This window comes from Amorphus suaedae, from assembly GCF_053629675.1.
Map to the genome: position 1 here is coordinate 138,298 of NZ_JBRJIT010000001.1, position 16,466 is coordinate 154,763.

16 protein-coding genes are annotated in these 16,466 nt (G+C 67.1%); 4 read left to right on the forward strand and 12 right to left on the reverse strand.

The genetic code is table 11. The features are described from left to right. Window positions 1–189: 189 nt before the first annotated feature. From AB7M35_RS00580 to AB7M35_RS00590, 3 genes are all read right to left on the reverse strand, one after another. Entirely contained in the window at window positions 190–720 is a 531-nt protein-coding gene (locus AB7M35_RS00580; protein ID WP_453956373.1) for a hypothetical protein, read from the reverse strand. A 276-nt stretch (window positions 721–996) separates the two neighbouring features. Then, window positions 997–1,281 carry a hypothetical protein gene (locus AB7M35_RS00585; protein ID WP_453956375.1) on the reverse strand — a complete coding sequence of 95 codons (285 nt, stop codon included), beginning with the start codon at window positions 1,279–1,281 and terminating at the stop codon, window positions 997–999. A gap of 254 nt (window positions 1,282–1,535) precedes the next feature. Then, window positions 1,536–2,063, reverse strand: a complete 528-nt coding sequence (locus AB7M35_RS00590; RefSeq protein ID WP_453956377.1) for a DUF6790 family protein — start codon at window positions 2,061–2,063, stop codon at window positions 1,536–1,538. A gap of 276 nt (window positions 2,064–2,339) precedes the next feature. Between AB7M35_RS00590 and AB7M35_RS00595 the strand changes: the two genes are divergently transcribed. Then, window positions 2,340–3,824: a SulP family inorganic anion transporter gene (locus AB7M35_RS00595; protein ID WP_453956379.1), complete on the forward strand. Its 1,485-nt coding sequence runs from the start codon at window positions 2,340–2,342 to the stop codon at window positions 3,822–3,824. 135 nt (window positions 3,825–3,959) lie between these two features. Then, window positions 3,960–4,808 (forward strand): universal stress protein, encoded by an 849-nt coding sequence (locus AB7M35_RS00600; protein WP_453956381.1) that lies wholly within the window; start codon window positions 3,960–3,962, stop codon window positions 4,806–4,808. Window positions 4,809–4,836: 28 nt separating this feature from the next. Here AB7M35_RS00600 and AB7M35_RS00605 read toward each other — a convergent pair whose 3' ends face one another. The 4 genes from AB7M35_RS00605 to AB7M35_RS00620 all read right to left on the reverse strand — a co-directional run bounded on the left by AB7M35_RS00605 (window position 4,837) and on the right by AB7M35_RS00620 (window position 8,446). Beyond that, window positions 4,837–5,382, reverse strand: coding sequence for an SRPBCC family protein (locus AB7M35_RS00605; protein ID WP_453956383.1), 546 nt, complete (start codon window positions 5,380–5,382; stop codon window positions 4,837–4,839). Beyond that, window positions 5,379–5,723, reverse strand: a complete 345-nt coding sequence (locus tag AB7M35_RS00610) for an ArsR/SmtB family transcription factor (protein WP_453956384.1) — start codon at window positions 5,721–5,723, stop codon at window positions 5,379–5,381. The genes AB7M35_RS00605 and AB7M35_RS00610 overlap by 4 nt, the downstream gene beginning before the upstream one ends. 130 nt (window positions 5,724–5,853) lie before the next feature. After that, on the reverse strand, window positions 5,854–6,762 hold the full coding sequence (locus AB7M35_RS00615; protein WP_453956386.1) for a dienelactone hydrolase family protein: 909 nt from the start codon (window positions 6,760–6,762) through the stop codon (window positions 5,854–5,856). 19 nt (window positions 6,763–6,781) lie between these two features. Beyond that, window positions 6,782–8,446, reverse strand: a complete 1,665-nt coding sequence (locus tag AB7M35_RS00620) for an alpha/beta hydrolase (protein ID WP_453956387.1) — start codon at window positions 8,444–8,446, stop codon at window positions 6,782–6,784. Between the two features lie 125 nt (window positions 8,447–8,571). Here AB7M35_RS00620 and AB7M35_RS00625 point away from each other — a divergent pair, with 125 nt between their 5' ends. Both AB7M35_RS00625 and ppaT read left to right on the forward strand, forming a co-directional pair. Beyond that, window positions 8,572–9,675 carry an alpha/beta hydrolase gene (locus AB7M35_RS00625; RefSeq protein WP_453956389.1) on the forward strand — a complete coding sequence of 368 codons (1,104 nt, stop codon included), beginning with the start codon at window positions 8,572–8,574 and terminating at the stop codon, window positions 9,673–9,675. 316 nt (window positions 9,676–9,991) lie between these two features. Next, entirely contained in the window at window positions 9,992–11,170 is a 1,179-nt protein-coding gene (gene ppaT, locus AB7M35_RS00630; RefSeq protein ID WP_453956390.1) for a pyridoxamine--pyruvate transaminase, read from the forward strand. A gap of 142 nt (window positions 11,171–11,312) precedes the next feature. On the opposite strand, the gene AB7M35_RS00635 is transcribed toward ppaT, so the two are convergent. From AB7M35_RS00635 to AB7M35_RS00655, 5 genes are read right to left on the reverse strand one after another with little or no spacing between them, the layout of a single operon-like run. Further along, window positions 11,313–12,083, reverse strand: coding sequence for an ABC transporter ATP-binding protein (locus tag AB7M35_RS00635; RefSeq protein ID WP_453956392.1), 771 nt, complete (start codon window positions 12,081–12,083; stop codon window positions 11,313–11,315). Beyond that, window positions 12,083–12,874, reverse strand: a complete 792-nt coding sequence (locus AB7M35_RS00640; RefSeq protein WP_453956393.1) for an ABC transporter ATP-binding protein — start codon at window positions 12,872–12,874, stop codon at window positions 12,083–12,085. Before AB7M35_RS00640 ends, AB7M35_RS00635 begins: the two co-directional genes overlap by 1 nt. Continuing rightward, window positions 12,871–13,704, reverse strand: a complete 834-nt coding sequence (locus tag AB7M35_RS00645; RefSeq protein ID WP_453956394.1) for an ABC transporter permease — start codon at window positions 13,702–13,704, stop codon at window positions 12,871–12,873. The genes AB7M35_RS00640 and AB7M35_RS00645 overlap by 4 nt, the downstream gene beginning before the upstream one ends. Continuing rightward, window positions 13,701–14,690 (reverse strand): ABC transporter permease, encoded by a 990-nt coding sequence (locus AB7M35_RS00650; RefSeq protein WP_453956395.1) that lies wholly within the window; start codon window positions 14,688–14,690, stop codon window positions 13,701–13,703. The genes AB7M35_RS00645 and AB7M35_RS00650 overlap by 4 nt, the downstream gene beginning before the upstream one ends. A gap of 37 nt (window positions 14,691–14,727) precedes the next feature. Then, complete coding sequence (locus tag AB7M35_RS00655) at window positions 14,728–16,335, reverse strand: ABC transporter substrate-binding protein (protein WP_453956397.1); 1,608 nt, start codon at window positions 16,333–16,335, stop codon at window positions 14,728–14,730. Between the last annotated feature and the right edge of the window lie 131 nt (window positions 16,336–16,466).

Consider the following 16,466-nt stretch of genomic DNA (forward strand, 5'->3'; position numbering starts at 1 on the left):
CGGGTCTGGATCACGACACGCCTGCTCCGAAGCCGTCTTCGGACATTCAACGGTTCGTTTTCGTGGGTCTGGCTCGTTTGAGCCTTGCTGCGGGCACAAAAAATCGGCGGTGCGCGAGGCACCGCCGACAAAGGGCTCGTCACTCAGCTTTCGTCAGTTCAACCGCACTCGGTGTGCGGAGTCGCTCGATCAGATCCAGTTGAGGGCCTGATCGACGGCGGCGCGAGCGCGCTCGTGAACGAGCTGTCCGAACTTGGCCATCTTCAAGACATCGTCGGTCTTTTCAGAGGCGCGCGGCTGATAGGCTTCGATCATCACGGCCTGGCCGGTCTCGGTCTGCTTGTCGCCCTTCAGCGAAACGTTGGTCGGAGCACCACCATCGATGCGGTCGCTGGTCTTGGCCATCTCGCCGCCAGCGAGCGAAGGACGGGCAGTCACCGACGGGCCGTCCTTGATCAGAACGGTTTCGGAGGGACGAAGCGTCGTGTCGCCGATCTTCTGACCCGCTTCGTCGAGAAGCGCCACGACGAAAGATTCGTTGCCGACATGGGAAATGGAGCCGATGCGGACAGTCGGGCTGAACGACCCTGCGTCCTCGGAAATGGTTGCGGGCTCGAGCCGGTCCGACCGGAGCGTTTCAGCGATCGCGAGCGGCGCAGTAAACAGAACCGCGCCCGTCAGAACCGCCAGGACAACCGCATTTTCGTTGTTACGCTTCATCGTAGGCACTCCAAGCTCTCGACGGCAAATACGTCAAGGATGCTTCCTCTTGCGGCTAACAACGCGCCTGTTTCCAATCCGTTCCTTGTCAGTTGGGTCGCATCGAAGCGGGTTCCAACGTCAATCGCGAAAACGTGAGCACATTGGGAGGCCACAAGTCCCGGAATCCCGGGCTTTTTCCAGGATCGAGGGTCCGGAGCGCCGAACGCTCGCATTTTATGAAATTTTTTCGGTTCGGCCCGCAAACGGCGGCGCGCACCGGAGAAGTCCAGCGGATCAATACGGCTGGTCGGGTCCGTGCTCGTAGAGGACGACCTTCTCCGGCTTGGCCTTCTCGGCATCGACTTTGGGCTTCGCGGGCTTTGGCCGCGCCCTCGCCAAGCCGGCCCCCAGTGCCAGCACGATTCCAAGAACCGCCAAGGTCACACCAGTCACCGATACTCGTGCCTGGCTTGCGGACACACCCGCATTGTCACCCCACCACGCCGCGATGAGATCGTTGAGGACAAGTGTCGTTCCGGCAAAGGCGCAGGCGACACCGATCACGCTGAGAATGCGCATTTTTGCACCTCCGCGACCCGGTTCGGGGCCGGCCGTCGGACGAAAGGGCGACACAACGGCAATTGGCGAGACGCTCACGGAATGAGATGTCGCGAAATCATTCCGCTGGAGCGATGTCTGCAGCAGCGGCAAACATTCGCCCGATCCACTGTCCCATCACATCTCGCCTGGACTTTAGCCTTTGCCGATTTTTTGCCTCGACGCAATCGATACGTCGTGTGTGGGCGCGGCGAACACCTGCCGCAAATTGTCGCTCACCCGAGCGACGCCCCCTCGCGCCGATGTTTTTCTGTCCCTCGTTGCAGCCACAGAAAGGCAAACCCGATCACGGGGAGAAGGATATCGGTCCAGAAGATGATGCCGGCGTTGCCGGGCGCAAAGTTGTGCGCGGTGACCATCTGGTAGATGTGGCCGGCGGCCGCGCCCCACAGGAACATCGCCGGACCCACGATCGCCGCGATCCGCAGCCCGCGGTTTCCGAAGAACGCCAACAACCCGACCACGGCGAAGCCAAGCGAAGCGAACCCGACTTCTGCCTGGAAGGGGCTCTGGGCCCAGCCGATGAAGCGCGCCGCCATGTCCCCGAAGAACACATGCATCACGAAATTGTAGGTGAGGGACAGGAAGATCGAGAACAGCAGGAAGTAGGCAAACAGTTTCTCAACGACGACTTCGCGTGTCGGCCGCGGCGCTCGTGCGATCGCTATGGCGGATGCAATGAGACCCAAAACGAGCATGGTAAGCGTAAAGTTCGAAAGGATGAATATGATCGCAGTCTGCATCGGGTTGAACTCCTCGCATCCCGTTCAGACGATAGACTGAGCAGGCGGATGCTGGAAACTGTGTTCCTGCATTCGCGCGTCCGTTCAACACGGCACCGGCAATGCCAAAGCCGCCTCGATGTTGCAATGCAGCATGAACTTGCATAAAGAGGGCAGGTCATTCACCGGATTGTACGCGCCGCTCGCTCAGGCGCCGCCGGCGATTTCCCACGTTTCGACGGCTTCCACCCAGCGCCCTGCAGTCGCGGGCGGGACCGCCCTGTGCCTGGACGGGTCATGCAGTCACTCCACGCCTATCGTCACCAGTGGTTCGGCAACATCCGCGGCGACATCCTCGCGGGCCTCGTCGTCGCGTTGGCTTTGATCCCCGAGGCGATCGCCTTTTCAATCATCGCTGGCGTCGATCCCCGGGTCGGGCTGTACGCGTCGTTCTCGATCGCGGTGATCACGGCGATCGTCGGAGGGCGGCCGGGGATGATCTCGGCGGCGACGGCGGCCACTGCGGTCCTGATGGTGACGCTCGTGCGCGACCACGGACTCGAGTACCTCTTCGCGACGACGATCCTTGCCGGCATCCTGCAGGTGGGGGCGGGTCTTCTCCGGCTGGGCAGCCTGATGCGTTTCGTCTCCCGCTCGGTGATGACCGGCTTCGTCAACGCGCTGGCGATCCTGATCTTCATGGCCCAGTTGCCGGAGCTGATCGGCGTGCCTTCGCTCACCTACGTGATGGTCGCGGCGGGGCTGGCGATCATCTACCTGTTTCCCCGCATCACCACGGCGATCCCGTCGCCGCTGGTCGCCATCCTCGTCCTCACGGCCGTCTCGATCGGCTTCGGGTTCGATCTCCGGACCGTGGGCGACATGGGCGACCTGCCGTCGACGCTGCCGATCTTCCTGCTCCCAAATGTGCCGCTCACGCTCGACACGCTGCTGATCATCCTGCCTTACGCGGCGGCGATCGCCGCCGTCGGGCTGCTGGAATCCCTGATGACGGCGGCCATCGTCGACGAGCTCACCGACACGCCCAGCGACAAGAACCGGGAGTGCGTCGGGCAGGGCGTGGCCAATTTCTGCACCGGCTTCATCGGCGGCATGGCAGGTTGCGCGATGATCGGACAGTCGATGATCAACGTGAAGTCCGGCGGGCGAGGGCGGCTGTCGACCTTCGTCGCCGGTGCTTTCCTGATCTTTCTCATCGTTGTGCTGGGCGAATGGGTGAAGCAGATCCCCATGGCGGCGCTGGTTGCGGTGATGATCATGGTGTCGATCGGCACGTTCTCCTGGTCGTCGATCAAGTCGCTGCGCTCGCATCCCCGTTCGTCCTCGATCGTCATGCTGTCGACGGTCGTCTTCGTGGTGCTCACCCACAATCTGGCCATCGGCGTGCTCGTCGGCGTGCTGCTCTCGGGCATCTTCTTTGCCTGGAAGATCGCCCAGTTCCTGCGCGTGACCTCGACGCTGTCCGAGGACGGCACCCATCGCACCTACGTCGTTGAGGGGCAGGTGTTCTTCGCCTCCGCCGATGCGTTTGCTGCCGCCTTCGACTTCAAGGAGGCGCTCGACAAGGTTACGATCGACGTCAGCAAAGCCCACATCTGGGACATTTCGAGCGTGGCCGCGCTCGACATGATCGTGCTGAAATTCCGTCGCGACGGCGCGGACGTCGACATCGTGGGGCTCAATGCCGCCAGCGAAACCATCGTCGACAGGCTGGCCGTTCACGACAAGCCTGGCGCCTTGGAGGGCCTTCTCGGCCACTGATGGGGCTTTGCCTCGCGCGAAACCGGTTGGCTCGCAAGAACTCGCAACGTATTCAATGTTTTGAGCCTGCATTTGCCTTGGGTCGGATCAATCCGGGGCGCAGTGGAGGCTCCAACAACAAGGGAGGTCAGGGCGATGACGAAGCTTGTGGCGCTGGTCGACGGCTCGATCTACGCGCAGAGCGTCTGCGATCATGCGGCCTGGGTCGCCGGACGAACCGGCGCGTCGGTCGATATCCTGCATGTTCTCGGTCGGCGGGAGACGGGCGGCAGCAGGGACCTCTCCGGATCGATCTCGCTCGGGGCCCGGACGGCGCTGCTGGAGGAACTGAGCGCGCTCGACGAGCAGCGCGCCAAGCTTGCCCAGGCCCGCGGCCGCGCCATCCTCGACGATGCCAAGGAGATCGTCGAGGCTGCCGGCGTGACCGTCGCGACCAAGCTGCGCATCGGCGACATCGTCGAGACCGTGGCCGAGAGCGAAGCTGACGCGGACCTCGTGATCATCGGCAAGCGCGGCGAGGCGGCCGACTTCGCCAAGGCGCATCTCGGCTCCAACCTCGAGCGGATCGTGCGGTCGAGCGCCAAGCCGGTGTTCGTCGCCTCCCGTGCCTTTGCGCCGATCGAACGCTTCCTCGTCGCCTACGACGGTGGCGTCTCCAGCATGAAGGCCGTCGATCATATCGCCAGAAGCGCGCTGTTCGCCGGACTGGAGTGCCGGCTGCTGATGGTCGGGCACGACACCTCGGTGACCCAGCGGCAGATCGGCAATGCCCGCGCCGTGCTGGAAGCCGCCGGCTACTGGGTCAAGGCCGAGATCGTTCCCGGCCAGCCGGATACCGTGATCGCCGACGTCGTGCGCGACGAGAACGTCGGCCTCCTCGTCATGGGGGCGTATGGCCACTCCCGCATCCGCAGCCTGGTGATCGGCTCGACGACGACCGAGATGGTGCGCTCCTGCAAGATCCCGGTCCTGCTGTTCCGCTGATGTCGGCGGGAACCCCCGGGGCAGGCGCCTAGTCCAGCCTGCTCTGGGTGGCCTTCACCACTTCGACGAGCTGGTCGATGCAGGTGCCCCAGCCTTCGAAGAAGCCCATCTCCTCGTGCTGGTCCCGGCCCGGACGGTCCATGTGCCGCGCCGTTGCGGTGTAGGCCGTGCCGCCGTCGATATCCTCCATCGTGAAGATGGCCGAGAGCGGAATGAACGGGTTGGCGATGGGGCTCCAGCCGCGTCCGAGGCACGAGGTCAAGACGATCCGCTGCTCGGGCACGATCTCGAGAAAGCAGCCGGGATGTTCGTGCCGTTCGCCCTCCGGTCCATGCATGCGGACGTTGAACGCGCCGCCCGGCACGAGTTCGAAATCGACGACCTCCGCCCGCCACGGCCGGGGGCACCACCATTTTTCCAGCAGCGACGGATCGGTCCAAGCGCGCCAGATCAGCGCCTTCGGAGCATCGATCCGGCGGCTGATGACCAGATCAAGCGCGGGGTCGGGGGACGGCCGCGTCGAGGATGCAGTGGAATGATGGGCGGCCTCGAGGTGGTCTTCATCAGCGGTCATGTGGCGTCTCCTTTGGTCTGAAGCTCACGCACCACGGCGTCGAGCCGGTCGAATCGTGCCTCCCACATCGCCTTCTGTTCGGCGAGCCAGCCCTCAAGCGGCGCGAGCGCCTCGGGGCTGAGTTCGCAGGTGCGCGTCCTCCCGACCTTCGTGGATCGCACCAGACCGCTCTTCTCCAGGATCTTCAGGTGCTGGAGAAAGGAGGGCAGGGCCATCTCGAAGGGCTCGGCGAGATCGGTGACGCTCGCCGGGCCACGGCCGAGGCGCTGGATCACCGCCCGCCGCGTCGGATCCGCGAGGGCTCGAAAGGCGTCGTCGAGGGATGCATCACGGTTAGGCATATGACTAAGTGACACGGCGGCGAGTTTCCGTCAAGAGACTTAGGCATATGCCTAACAGTTGTCCCGAACGCGGCGCTGTGGCTGCAGCTCAATCCCTGCAATGGCGGGCATTGGGAGATCGCGCGTGCCGTCAGCGGGGCAACGGTTCCGAAGCGGAGTCGAGGAAGGCGATCGCACGGTCGATCGTCTGCCGGGTGGCGGCCGCGTCGAAGACAAGGGTGCTGATGCCCGAGTGGTCCTGCTGGTCGAAGCCGTGGGTGACCCCGGCAAAGCTCAGGATCTCGACCGTTCGCCCTTCCGCTTCCAGCGTATCCGCCACGGCGTGGCAGTCCTCCGCCGGGGCAATGACGTCGTCGTCGGCAAGCACGAACAGAACGGGGGCAGGGTGCTGCCAGCCGGCCTTCGCCGCCCGGTTTGTCGGTCCGCACCACGGATAGACCAGCACCACGGCGGCAACGCTCGAGAGCGGTGGGTCGTCCGTGCCGCCGGGCGCGCGCTTCAGGTTGAGGGGCAACCGGCCTTCGGCATCCAGCGCCAGGAGGTCCATGATCGACCAGCCGCCATGGGACATGCCGATCAGCGCCATCCGATCCTGATTGACGAACGGCATCGCGCGGACGTCGGCCAGCGATACCAGCACGTCGCCGGCGCGTTCGCCGCCGGCCATCAACTGGCCGAGACACACCAGGCGCCAAGCCTCGAATTCCTCGTAGCCGCGCGGACTGTGGCTGTCGACGACCACCGCCGCCCAGCCGTCCGCCACCAGCGCATTGGCCCACCGGTCCATGTTGTCGTGGGGGCCGTCGCAGCCGGAATAGAGGAGGGCGGTGGGGAAAGGTCCGGGGCCATCGGGCCGGAAGATCCGGTAGAACGGGCGCAGCTCCGCCGAAAGCGTCTGCGGGTCGAGCCGCTGCACGATCCAGCCGCGGTGGTGGGCCACGGTGTTCAGCCCGACGGCGAGGATGAACAGGCAGACGACGGCAGGTCCCGCGATCAGCAGGATGCGCGTTGCACGCCGCCGCCGGCTCATTGCTGTCATTGTGAAACGCCTCCGGCCCTCACCGGGCGAAATGGGCCTTCAGGCGGTCCACGTCCGCGGGCGGGATGTCCGCCGCGGTAACGGTGATCCAGGCGTCGATATAGCTTGCCGCGGAGTACTGGTGACCGTGACCAAGTGGCACGTTGTTGGACAGCGCCATGTCCGCTGCCACCTGCAGCGCCGTGACCACCGGCACCCATTGCATGGCGGAGGTGACGTCGGGGCCGCGCGGCGCCCGCATCCAGTCGGGCTCGCGCCACAGCATGTCCATCGAGAAGAACACGATGGCATCGCTCGGATGCTGGAGGTAGACGATGCGAAGCGGGCCCCACGGGCGGTCGGGTTCCGGGATCTCCGGCTTCATCATGAAGCGGATGAGCGATCCCTCCTCGAACGTCGGAAGCCACTCCGGCGAGCCCTCGTTACGCTCGGCCGTCGCCCAGGTGTGGATGGGGCTCGGGAAGGGAGGACCGCTCCACAGCGCCCCCTGGATCGGATCGCCGATGATCTCGTGCATGCGCAGCGACTGCTCGGAGCTGAGCGCACCGAGGCTGAGGCCCTGGAGATAGAGTTTCGGCCGCGTTTCCGCGGGAAGGCTCGTCCAGTGGTCGTAGACCGCTCGCAGCAGCGCGCGCGCCGCTTCGGCGCCGTATCCCGGCTCGAAGATCAGCGAAAACGGGCTCTGCATGTAGGAGTATTGAAGCGCCACCGTGGCCACGTCGCCCCGGTGCAGATACTCGAGCGGCGTCGTCGCGGCCGCGTCCATGAAGCCGGTGCCGGTGGGGACCGAGACGCACAGGACGGCGCGATCGAAACCGCCGACACGGATGAGCTCGCGGAGGGCCAGGTCGGCGCGTTCTTCTGCCGTGTCGCCGGCGTTGAGCCCGACGTAGACCCTGAGCGGCTGCTCCGCCTCGCCGCCCCAGAACGCCGCGATGTCCTCGCGCGAGGGCAGGCCGTCGACGAACCGGCGTCCCTCCCGGCCGAGGTCGACCCAGCTGACGAGGGACGAGGGGCTGCCGGTCTTCCACGACGCCGTGGGCATCGCCGTTTCCGGCTCGATGAGTTCGTCCAGCTCGGCGTAGGAAGCGTCGAGCACCGTCAGGGCATAGCGCACCAGCACGCCGTCGATCAGCATGCCGAAGAGCGCCAGCGCTACGACGATCGCCGTCAGGATGGCGACGCGCTCGGGGACGAACGGGCGCGCCCATGCGAGCGCCAGCCTGGCGAGCAGCTTGAACAGCCAGGCGATGACGAAAAGGACGGCAGCCGTGGCGACCGCAATCGCCAGCACGCTCGCCGGATGCGACGACTCCAGCGCCGGCATGCCCATCAGCACGCGAATGGAGTCCTGCCACGGAGTGACCTGCGAGAGCGCATAGGCTGCTACCAGCACCCCCGCCAGGACGATGGTCCAGGCTACCACGCGTCCGCCGCGTGTCCTGAAGCCCAGCCATTCCCAGAGCGCGACGAGGCCAATGGCGATGCCGTAGCCGATGGCGAAAGAGGCGCCGCCCAGAAGGCCCTGCATCAACGCGTTGCGCGGGATCAGCGAGGGGGTGAGCGATGCGGCAAACAGCAGGAGGCCGAGACACAGGCCGCTTGGCGATACGAGCCGGGAGAGCCGAGCGAAACCGGGGCGCGTATGGCCGTCCTGCGACGCGTCGTCTGCCGGCTCATCCATCGCTTCGTCCTTCCTCGATCTATCCGGACCCATTAGACCTGTTCGGGTGAGGCCGGGCGGCGCGTTCACCTTTGCGGTCTCCGAAGATGTCGTAGCGCGTTTCGCGCACCGGGGGGAATGACCAGATGAGCGGCTTGATGGAATGGTTCGGTCCGGTGAGCGTGATGCAGCGCGCCCTGATCGGGATCGCCGTCGCGGTGATCGCGCTGATCGTGCTGGTCGGCGTGACCGCGCTGCTCATTGGGGTGCGCCGGGCGGTCCTTGCCTGGGTCGTTCTGCTGGCCCTGGTGGTGGCGACGCTGACCTTCCTGCCGGTCGATACCGACGGGCTCGCGTCATCCCCCGACCCAACCACCGACTACGCCGGTGCGGTGGCGCGCTTCGAGGCAGACCGTGCCAGGACCACCGAGCCCCTCAACCCGCTGTGCGAGCCAAAGTTGCTCGGTCATGGCGAGCGGACGGGCAAGGTGGTCGTCCTCGTTCACGGCGTGTCGAGCTGTCCCCAGGCCTACGTGGACTTCGCGCCGATCCTCTTCGACAAGGGCTACAACGTCCTGGTGCTCCGGATGCCGCAGAACGGCTACGCCGACCGGGCCACCGACGCGTTGCGCTTCATGACCGCGCGGCAACTGGCGGAGTTCGGCGACGATGCGGTGGACATGGCGACGGGTCTCGGCGACGAGGTCGTCTTCGTGGGCATTTCCGCCGGCGGCACCATTGCCGGGTGGGTGGCCCAGAACCGCGCGGACGTTGATCGTGCGGTCCTGCTTGCGCCGTTCTTCGGGCTGCACGGCTTCGGCCCCGACGTGAACCGCATGCTGATGCGGGCCATGCTGCTGCTCCCCGAGGTCTCGATCTGGAAGGATCCGGTGATGAGGGAGAATGCCGACAACGTCATGCCGCACGCCTACAAGCGCCAGTCGACCACCGCGACGGGCGAGATCATGCGGTTGGGCTATGCCACGTGGCGGCAGGCGACGGAGCGCAAGGCGGCTGCATCGGAAATCGTGGTGGTCACGAACGAGGCGGACACGGCGGTGTCGAACGGAACGACCGACGCGGTCGCGGCTGCCTGGGCGGACCAGGGCGTCTCGCTGACGACCTACGTGTTCGACGCCAAGCACGGGCTCGGCCACGAGCTGATCGATCCGATGGAGCCGGGGGCGAACCCCGAGCTGACCTATCCGATCATCCTCGACTTCATCGAGACGGGCAGCCACGCGGACTGACGAAGGCCACCGTGGGCCGCCCATGAGGGGGCATGGACGCCGCCGACACCCAGCAGTGCCTGGAAACGCTGTGCCAGGCGTCGTTCCACATCGATCCGGTGGCCGGCGTGACTTCCATGCGCCGTGTGAAGCAGCTTGCCGAAGAGCATGATGTCGAGCTCTTCTTTCCCGCAAGATGGAGATCTTCAATACCTGTCGAGGCGGCACACTGTTCTACGAATAAGGGGCCACGGACGTCGTGCTCGCCACCGGTGTGGGCCTTCCGGCCCGCCCGACGGGCGCCAGCAAGGCCCGGTGACCGGGCGGTGAGGATGAGATGCGCTACTCCAACGATCGACCGCCGGTGATCACGCTGACCTCGGGTCCGGTGAACGCCTATCCGGAGGTCCTGCAGGGGCTGGGCCGCCCGGTTCTCTACGACTACGACCCGGCCTTCCAGGCGTTCTATGAACGTGTGGTCGACAAGGCCACGACGGCGATGCGCCTGTCCAACCGCCCGGTGATCCAGCAGGGCGAGCCTGTCCTCGGGCTGGAGGCCGCCGCGGCATCCATGATCACGCCCGACGATACGGTCCTCAACCTAGCTTCCGGCGTCTACGGCAAGGGCTTCGGCTCCTGGGCGCTGCGCCATTCGCCGAAGCTCCTCGAGATCGAGGTGCCGTACAACGAGGCGATCACGCCGGACGCCGTCGCCGAGATGTTCCGCAAGCATCCGGAGATCACCGTCGTCTCGGCCTGCCACCACGACACGCCGTCGGGCACCATCAACCCGATCGACGAGATCGGTGCGATCGTGGCCGAGAACGGCGCCTATCTGATCGTCGACGCGGTCTCCTCCTTCGGCGGCATGGACGTGCACCCAGAGGCCTGCCATGCGGACATCTTCGTCTGCGGCCCCAACAAGTGCCTCGGCGGCGCCCCAGGCCTGACGCTGCTCGGCGTGAGCGAACGGGCATGGGCGAAGATGAAGGCCAACCCGTCGGCGCCGCGGGCCTCGATGCTGTCGATCGTCGACTGGGAAAACGCCTGGTCGCGCGAGAAGCCGTTTCCGTTCACGCCGTCGGTCGCCGAGATCAACGGCCTCGACGCGGCGCTGGACCTCTATCTCGCCGAGGGACCCGAGGCCGTGTGGGCCCGCCACGCCCTGACCGCGCGCGCCACCCGCGAGGGGCTGAAGGCGATGGGGCTCGCCATCTGGGCGGCGAGCGACGACATCGCATCCCCGACCACGACCGCGGTCCGCACACCCGACGGGATCGACGAGGCGGCCCTGCGCCGCGCGGCGCGCGAGCGCTACGGCGTGGTGTTTTCCGCCGGGCGCGGGGCAACGCTCGGCAAGCTCACCCGGATCGGCCACATGGGCCCGACGGCCCAGCCCATCTATGCGATCGCGGCGCTCACCGCCTACGCCGGCGCGCTCGGTGCGCTCGGCCACAAGGTGAACGTCGGTGACGGCATCGAGGCGGCGCTGGCGGTCATCGACGGCGCGGCCTGATTTATCTCGCGGCAAGGGAGCAGGACAGGAGCGACAGATTGGCAGGCAGGACCGCACTGACGCTGGCACGGTCCGCTACTGACCCAACGTGTTCGGCGCCGGTTCCGCCGGCGCCGGACCGCTCACCCGATCTGTTTGGGGTTCAGCCCAGACGGGGTGTCGCGGCGACGAGGGCCTTTGCGGTCGCCGATTGCGGGTTCGCCACCACGTCGGCCACCGGTCCGGTCTCCACGATCCGCCCGGCGTCCATGACCGCGACGCGGTGCGAGATCACGCGCACCACGGCGAGGTCGTGCCCCACGAAGATGTAGGCGAGGCCCTCGCGCTCCTGGAGGTCGGCCAAGAGCGCCAGGATCGTGCCGCGCACCGACACGTCGAGCGCCGAAACCGCCTCGTCCAGCACGATCAGCCGGGGATTGGTGGCCAGCGCCCGGGCGATGGCCACGCGCTGCCGCTGGCCCCCTGATATCTCGTGGATCCGACGGCGCGCAAAGGCGGCCGGAAGTCCGACCCGCTCCAGCAGTTCGGCGATCCGGCGCGGTCGCTCGGCCCTCCCGACGATCGCGTGGATGCGCAGCGGATCGTCGAGCGCGCCGCCGATGGTTGTGCGCGGGTTGAAGGCCGCCAGCGGATCCTGAAACACCATCTGTGCCGTGGCGCGCCGGCGGCGGAGCGCGCGCGCCGAGAGCGCCAGCCAGTCCTCCCCGGCAAGCATCACAGACCCCGTATCGGGCTCTGTCAGCCGCATCAGCACGCGCGCCAGCGTGGACTTGCCGCTGCCCGACGGACCGACCAGGCCCAGCGTTTCGCCCTGACGCAGGTCGAAGGATACATTCTCAAGGGCGGTCACCCGGCGCCCGCGGGTTCGATAGACCTTCGCGAGCTCGCGGACGGACAGCACCACGTCTTCCATCACGTGAACCCTCCGACGAGCCGCGGCGAGGCGAAGTCGATGTGCGCGGCGAGGAGGCCGCGCGTGTACTCCGCCACCGGCTCGTGGATGACCCGCGCCGTCTCTCCAACCTCGACGAGTTCCGCCGCCCGGAAGACGGCGAGCCGGTCCGACAGTTCCGCGGCAAGGGCGATGTCATGGGTCACGAACAGGAGCGTCATCGCCTCCTCGCGCACCAGGTTGTCCAGCAGGGCGGCTATCTCGGCCTGGACCACGGTGTCCAGCGCGCTGGTCGCCTCGTCGGCGATCAGCAGCGCCGGCCGCGCCGCGATGGCGCCGGCGATCGCAATGCGCTGTCGCTGGCCGCCGGAGAACTGGTGCGGATAGGCGTCGAGAGCCGAGTCCGGATCGGGGATCCGCACCCGGCCGAGCAACTCGCGCGCCCGCTCGCGGGCCGCCGATCGCCCGAGCGCGAGATGGTGCCGCGCGCCCTCCGCCACCTGCTCGCCGATCCGAAGGACGGGGTTCAGGCTGGAACCGGGATCCTGGAACACCACGCCGATATCGCGGCCGGCGCGGGGCGCATGGTCGAGCCCGGGCCACGCGATGGTGCCACCGAGCTCGGCCTCCTGCGGAAGCAGCCCGGCCAGCGCGAGCGACAGGGTGCTCTTGCCGGATCCGCTTTCGCCGATGATGGCAAGCTTCTCGCCAGCGATCAGGTCCAGGTCGATGTCCTTGAGCGCGAAATGACGGGTCCCATCGGCGCGGTAGGCGACCGACAGGCCGCGGACGGTCGCAAGCGGCGTCGTCATGCGCGCCTCCTGCGGTGAGCGAGGCTGTCCACCAGCCCCTCGCCGAAGAGGTAGACGCCGAGCACCGTCGCCACCAGGCCAAGGCCGGGGATGATGGAGAGGTAGGCGGCGCTGCGCAGCATGTTGCGGCCCTCGGCGATCATCGAGCCCCAGGTGACGCTGTTGGGGTCGCCGAGGCCGAGGAACGACAGTGCCGCCTCGATCAGCACCGCGCTCGCCACGATCACCGACACCAGCGCCAGCACCGGGGGAAGGGCGTTCGGCAGGATCTCCTTGAGGGCGATTTCGGCCGGGTGCATCCCGATCACCCGGGCGGCGGCGATGTAGTCGCGCTCGCGGATCGACAGCACCTCGGCGCGGGCCAGCCGCGCGGGGCCCGGCCAGGCACCGAGCGCGATCGCTCCGACGATGACCGCCAGAGAGGGGCCGGTGACGCTGACGAAGGCGAGCGCCAGCAGGAAGCCCGGCACGATCTGGAAGGCGTCGACCACGCGCATCAACGCCTCGTCGACCAGTCCGCCGAAGAAGCCTGCCAGGGTGCCGACCAGCGATCCGACGACGATGGCGGCAACGGCGGCGGAGATTCCGACCAGCAGCGAGGTACGGGCGCCATGCATCAGTTCCGCCGCGAGGTCGCGGCCGAGCTGGTCGGTTCCGAGGGGAAAGCGAGGATCGGCGAACGGGGCCAGCAGCGGCCGCCCGGCCATCGCCAGCGGGTCGCCCGGAAACACCAGCGGGGCACACACGGCCGTCGCCGCGATCAGCAACAGCACGATTAGGCCGACCATGCCTTCGGGCGAGCGCACGAAGCGTCGGAGAAACGCGCTCATGCCGAGGCCTCTCCGCTGCCGACGCGCGGGTCGAGCCAGGCGTAGGCGATGTCGACCAGCAGGTTCACCAGGATCACCAGCACCGCGCTGACGACGATGATCCCCATCAGCAGCGGCGTGTCGCGGGCGGCCACCGCCTCCTGGGCGAGGCGGCCGAAGCCAGGGATGGCGAACACGCTCTCGATGACGACGCTGCCGCCGAGCATGGTCGCCGCCTGCAGGCCGAGCACGGTGACGAGCGGCAACAGGGCATTGCGGGCCACATGGCGCAGCACGATGCGTCGCCGCGCCAGCCCCTTGGAGCGCGCGGCCAGCACGAAGTCCTGTCGCCAGACCTCGGCCATGCCGGCCCGCATCATCCGGAGAAACAGCGCGAGGTAGAGCACCCCGAGGGCCGAGACCGGCAGCACCAGGTGCCAGGCGATGTCGAGCGCCCGCGCGACGCCGGCCTTGCCCGACGCGATCGTTTCGATGCCCGAGGTGGGAAACCAGCGGAGCTGAACGGCGAAGACGAGGCTGAGGACGAGACCCAGCCAGAAGCTCGGGACAGCGTAGAGCGCCAGCGACCCCGCCGACAGCGCCCGGTCGAGCGCGCTGCCGGGGCGGGCGCCGGCGACGATGCCCAGCGCCGAGCCGACGGTGAAGGCGAGGGCGGTGGCGCTGCCCATCAGCCACAGCGTGTTCGGCAGCCGCTCCAGGATGACGTCGAGGATCGGACGGTTGAAGGCGACCGAATGGCCAAGATTGAATTGGGCGAGCGACGACACGTAGAGAACCAGCCGCGCGAACGCCGACTGGTCGAGCCCGTAGCTCGTCCGCAGTTGCTCCGCCAGCCCGGCGCCGCCGCCGCCCAGCGACACCAGGTAGGCGTCGACGGCATCGCCGGAGGCGAGTTCCATCATCAGGAACGTACCGACGACGACGATCAGCAGCACCGGGATGCTGCTGATCGCGCGCCGCCGGATCAGCCGCAGCGTGCGTCGCATGCCGACAACCGTTCCGCCGACTGCGTCACCACGTCGCTCAGGACTTCAGCCCCGTGTCGGCCCAGTTCGACACCACCCACCGCGGGTTGTTGGCAACGTTGACCAGATTGGTCGAGGCCACCGACGTGAAGCTCCACTCCGCCACGTTGATCAGCGGCAGGTCCTCCACCACGAGCGCCTGGAACTGGTCGTAGAGCTTGATGCGCTTCTCCGCGTCCACCGTCACCAGCGCCTCGTCGATGATGGCGTCAATCTTCGGGTTGGCGTAGCCGCCCTGGTTTGAGAAGAACACGCCGTCCGGCAGGCCCGACTTCACGAGGTTGGTCGTCGAGATCGCCGGGTCGCTGCGGAACACGGCGGCCCCTACCGCCAGGTCGAACGTGTGGTCCTTGTAGACGGCGTTCAGGTGGGCCGGCGCGTCGTTGTTGACGATCTCCACGTCGATGCCGACGGCGGCCAGTGCCTGGCGGAGGTACTGGCCGAAGTTGCGCGTTTCGGAGAAGAACGGCGCCGGCAGGAGCCGCAGCGAGAAGCGGTTGCCGCCGTCCTTCTTCGGGTAGCCGGCTTCGTCCAGCAGCGCGTTGGCCTTGGCCACGTCGAAGCCGTAGTCCGGCACGTCGGCGTTGTAGAACTCCTTGGAATTGTGCGGCACCGGCCCGGAAGCCGCCGCGGCATAGCCCAGGAACACCGTGTCGACGACGAAGGCCTTGTCGATGGCGTGGGCGATCGCCTGGCGCACCTTCAGGTTCGACAGGATCTCGTTGCGGTGGTTGATCTCGACGATCAGCTGGTAGGTGAGGTCCTCGTAGCCCTTGGTGATCACCTCCAGGCCCGGCACCTTGGAAATCCGGTCCAGCTCGGCCAGCGGCACTTGGGAAAAGGCGGCCAGCTGGACCTCGCCGGCCTCGAGCGCGGATGCCGCGCCCGCCCGGTCCGGCAGGATGCGGAAGATGATCTCGTCGAGCTTCGGCTCGCCGTCGCCCCAGTAGGTTTCGTTGCGGGCCAGACGGTAGTACTCGCCCGGCTTGTACTCGGCGAAGGTGAACGGTCCGGTGCCGATCGGGCTCGTGTTGGCCGGATTGGCGGAAATGTCGGTGCCTTCGTAGACGTGCCTGGGCAGCACGGCGGTCACCACCGGCAACGCGTTCCGCATCAGTTGCAGCGGCATCGGCTTGGAGAAGTGGAAAATCGCGGTCGTGTCGTCCGGCGTCTCCACGCTCTCCAGGTTGGCCAGCACCGAGCGGCCGATGTTCTGCAGCGGCTTCCAGACTTCCATCGCCGAGAAGGCGACATCGTCGGAGGTGAACGGCTTGCCGTCGTGCCAGGTCACGCCTTCGCGCAGCTTGAAGGTGACGGTGGAACCGTCCTCGGAGCCTTCCCAGCTGGTCGCGAGACGGGGCGACAGGCCGCCGTCGTCGAAAGAAGCCTCGGCCAGCGGCTCCACGACCTTGCTGGCGATGAAGTAGACGCCGTTGGAGGCGACCATGGCGGGGTTCAGGTTCCGCGGCTCGGAATCGGCTGCAACGACCAGCCGGCCGCCGGTGGGCGCATCCGCGGCGAAGCCGATCCGCGGCAGGGCCAGCGCGCCCGCCAGCGCGGTCGTGGTCTTCAGAAGGGTGCGGCGGGACATCATCGAAAAGGACATTCGACAGCTCCTCTCAAGGGCGGATGGGCACCGCCCGTATCGCCGGATCGCCCCTGCGTCCGGCTGTGCCTTCGCTCAGCGCCTCATGTCGGTGGTCAAGGTGGGTCGGCAGAGCCGAAAGCCGAACGGGA

What these genes read in the sequence shown, in the direction of transcription:
- AB7M35_RS00650 (WP_453956395.1), bottom strand. Translation starts at nt 14,690, where the DNA reads ATGCGACGCACGCTGCGGCTGATCCGGCGGCGCGCGATCAGCAGCATC.
- AB7M35_RS00625 (WP_453956389.1), top strand. Translation starts at nt 8,572, where the DNA reads ATGAGCGGCTTGATGGAATGGTTCGGTCCGGTGAGCGTGATGCAGCGC.
- AB7M35_RS00640 (WP_453956393.1), bottom strand. Translation starts at nt 12,874, where the DNA reads ATGACGACGCCGCTTGCGACCGTCCGCGGCCTGTCGGTCGCCTACCGC.
- AB7M35_RS00655 (WP_453956397.1), bottom strand. Translation starts at nt 16,335, where the DNA reads ATGTCCTTTTCGATGATGTCCCGCCGCACCCTTCTGAAGACCACGACC.
- AB7M35_RS00620 (WP_453956387.1), bottom strand. Translation starts at nt 8,446, where the DNA reads ATGGATGAGCCGGCAGACGACGCGTCGCAGGACGGCCATACGCGCCCC.
- AB7M35_RS00610 (WP_453956384.1), bottom strand. Translation starts at nt 5,723, where the DNA reads ATGCCTAACCGTGATGCATCCCTCGACGACGCCTTTCGAGCCCTCGCG.
- AB7M35_RS00595 (WP_453956379.1), top strand. Translation starts at nt 2,340, where the DNA reads ATGCAGTCACTCCACGCCTATCGTCACCAGTGGTTCGGCAACATCCGC.
- AB7M35_RS00600 (WP_453956381.1), top strand. Translation starts at nt 3,960, where the DNA reads ATGACGAAGCTTGTGGCGCTGGTCGACGGCTCGATCTACGCGCAGAGC.
- AB7M35_RS00605 (WP_453956383.1), bottom strand. Translation starts at nt 5,382, where the DNA reads ATGACCGCTGATGAAGACCACCTCGAGGCCGCCCATCATTCCACTGCA.
- AB7M35_RS00580 (WP_453956373.1), bottom strand. Translation starts at nt 720, where the DNA reads ATGAAGCGTAACAACGAAAATGCGGTTGTCCTGGCGGTTCTGACGGGC.
- AB7M35_RS00645 (WP_453956394.1), bottom strand. Translation starts at nt 13,704, where the DNA reads ATGAGCGCGTTTCTCCGACGCTTCGTGCGCTCGCCCGAAGGCATGGTC.
- AB7M35_RS00615 (WP_453956386.1), bottom strand. Translation starts at nt 6,762, where the DNA reads ATGACAGCAATGAGCCGGCGGCGGCGTGCAACGCGCATCCTGCTGATC.
- AB7M35_RS00585 (WP_453956375.1), bottom strand. Translation starts at nt 1,281, where the DNA reads ATGCGCATTCTCAGCGTGATCGGTGTCGCCTGCGCCTTTGCCGGAACG.
- AB7M35_RS00590 (WP_453956377.1), bottom strand. Translation starts at nt 2,063, where the DNA reads ATGCAGACTGCGATCATATTCATCCTTTCGAACTTTACGCTTACCATG.
- AB7M35_RS00635 (WP_453956392.1), bottom strand. Translation starts at nt 12,083, where the DNA reads ATGGAAGACGTGGTGCTGTCCGTCCGCGAGCTCGCGAAGGTCTATCGA.
- ppaT (WP_453956390.1), top strand. Translation starts at nt 9,992, where the DNA reads ATGCGCTACTCCAACGATCGACCGCCGGTGATCACGCTGACCTCGGGT.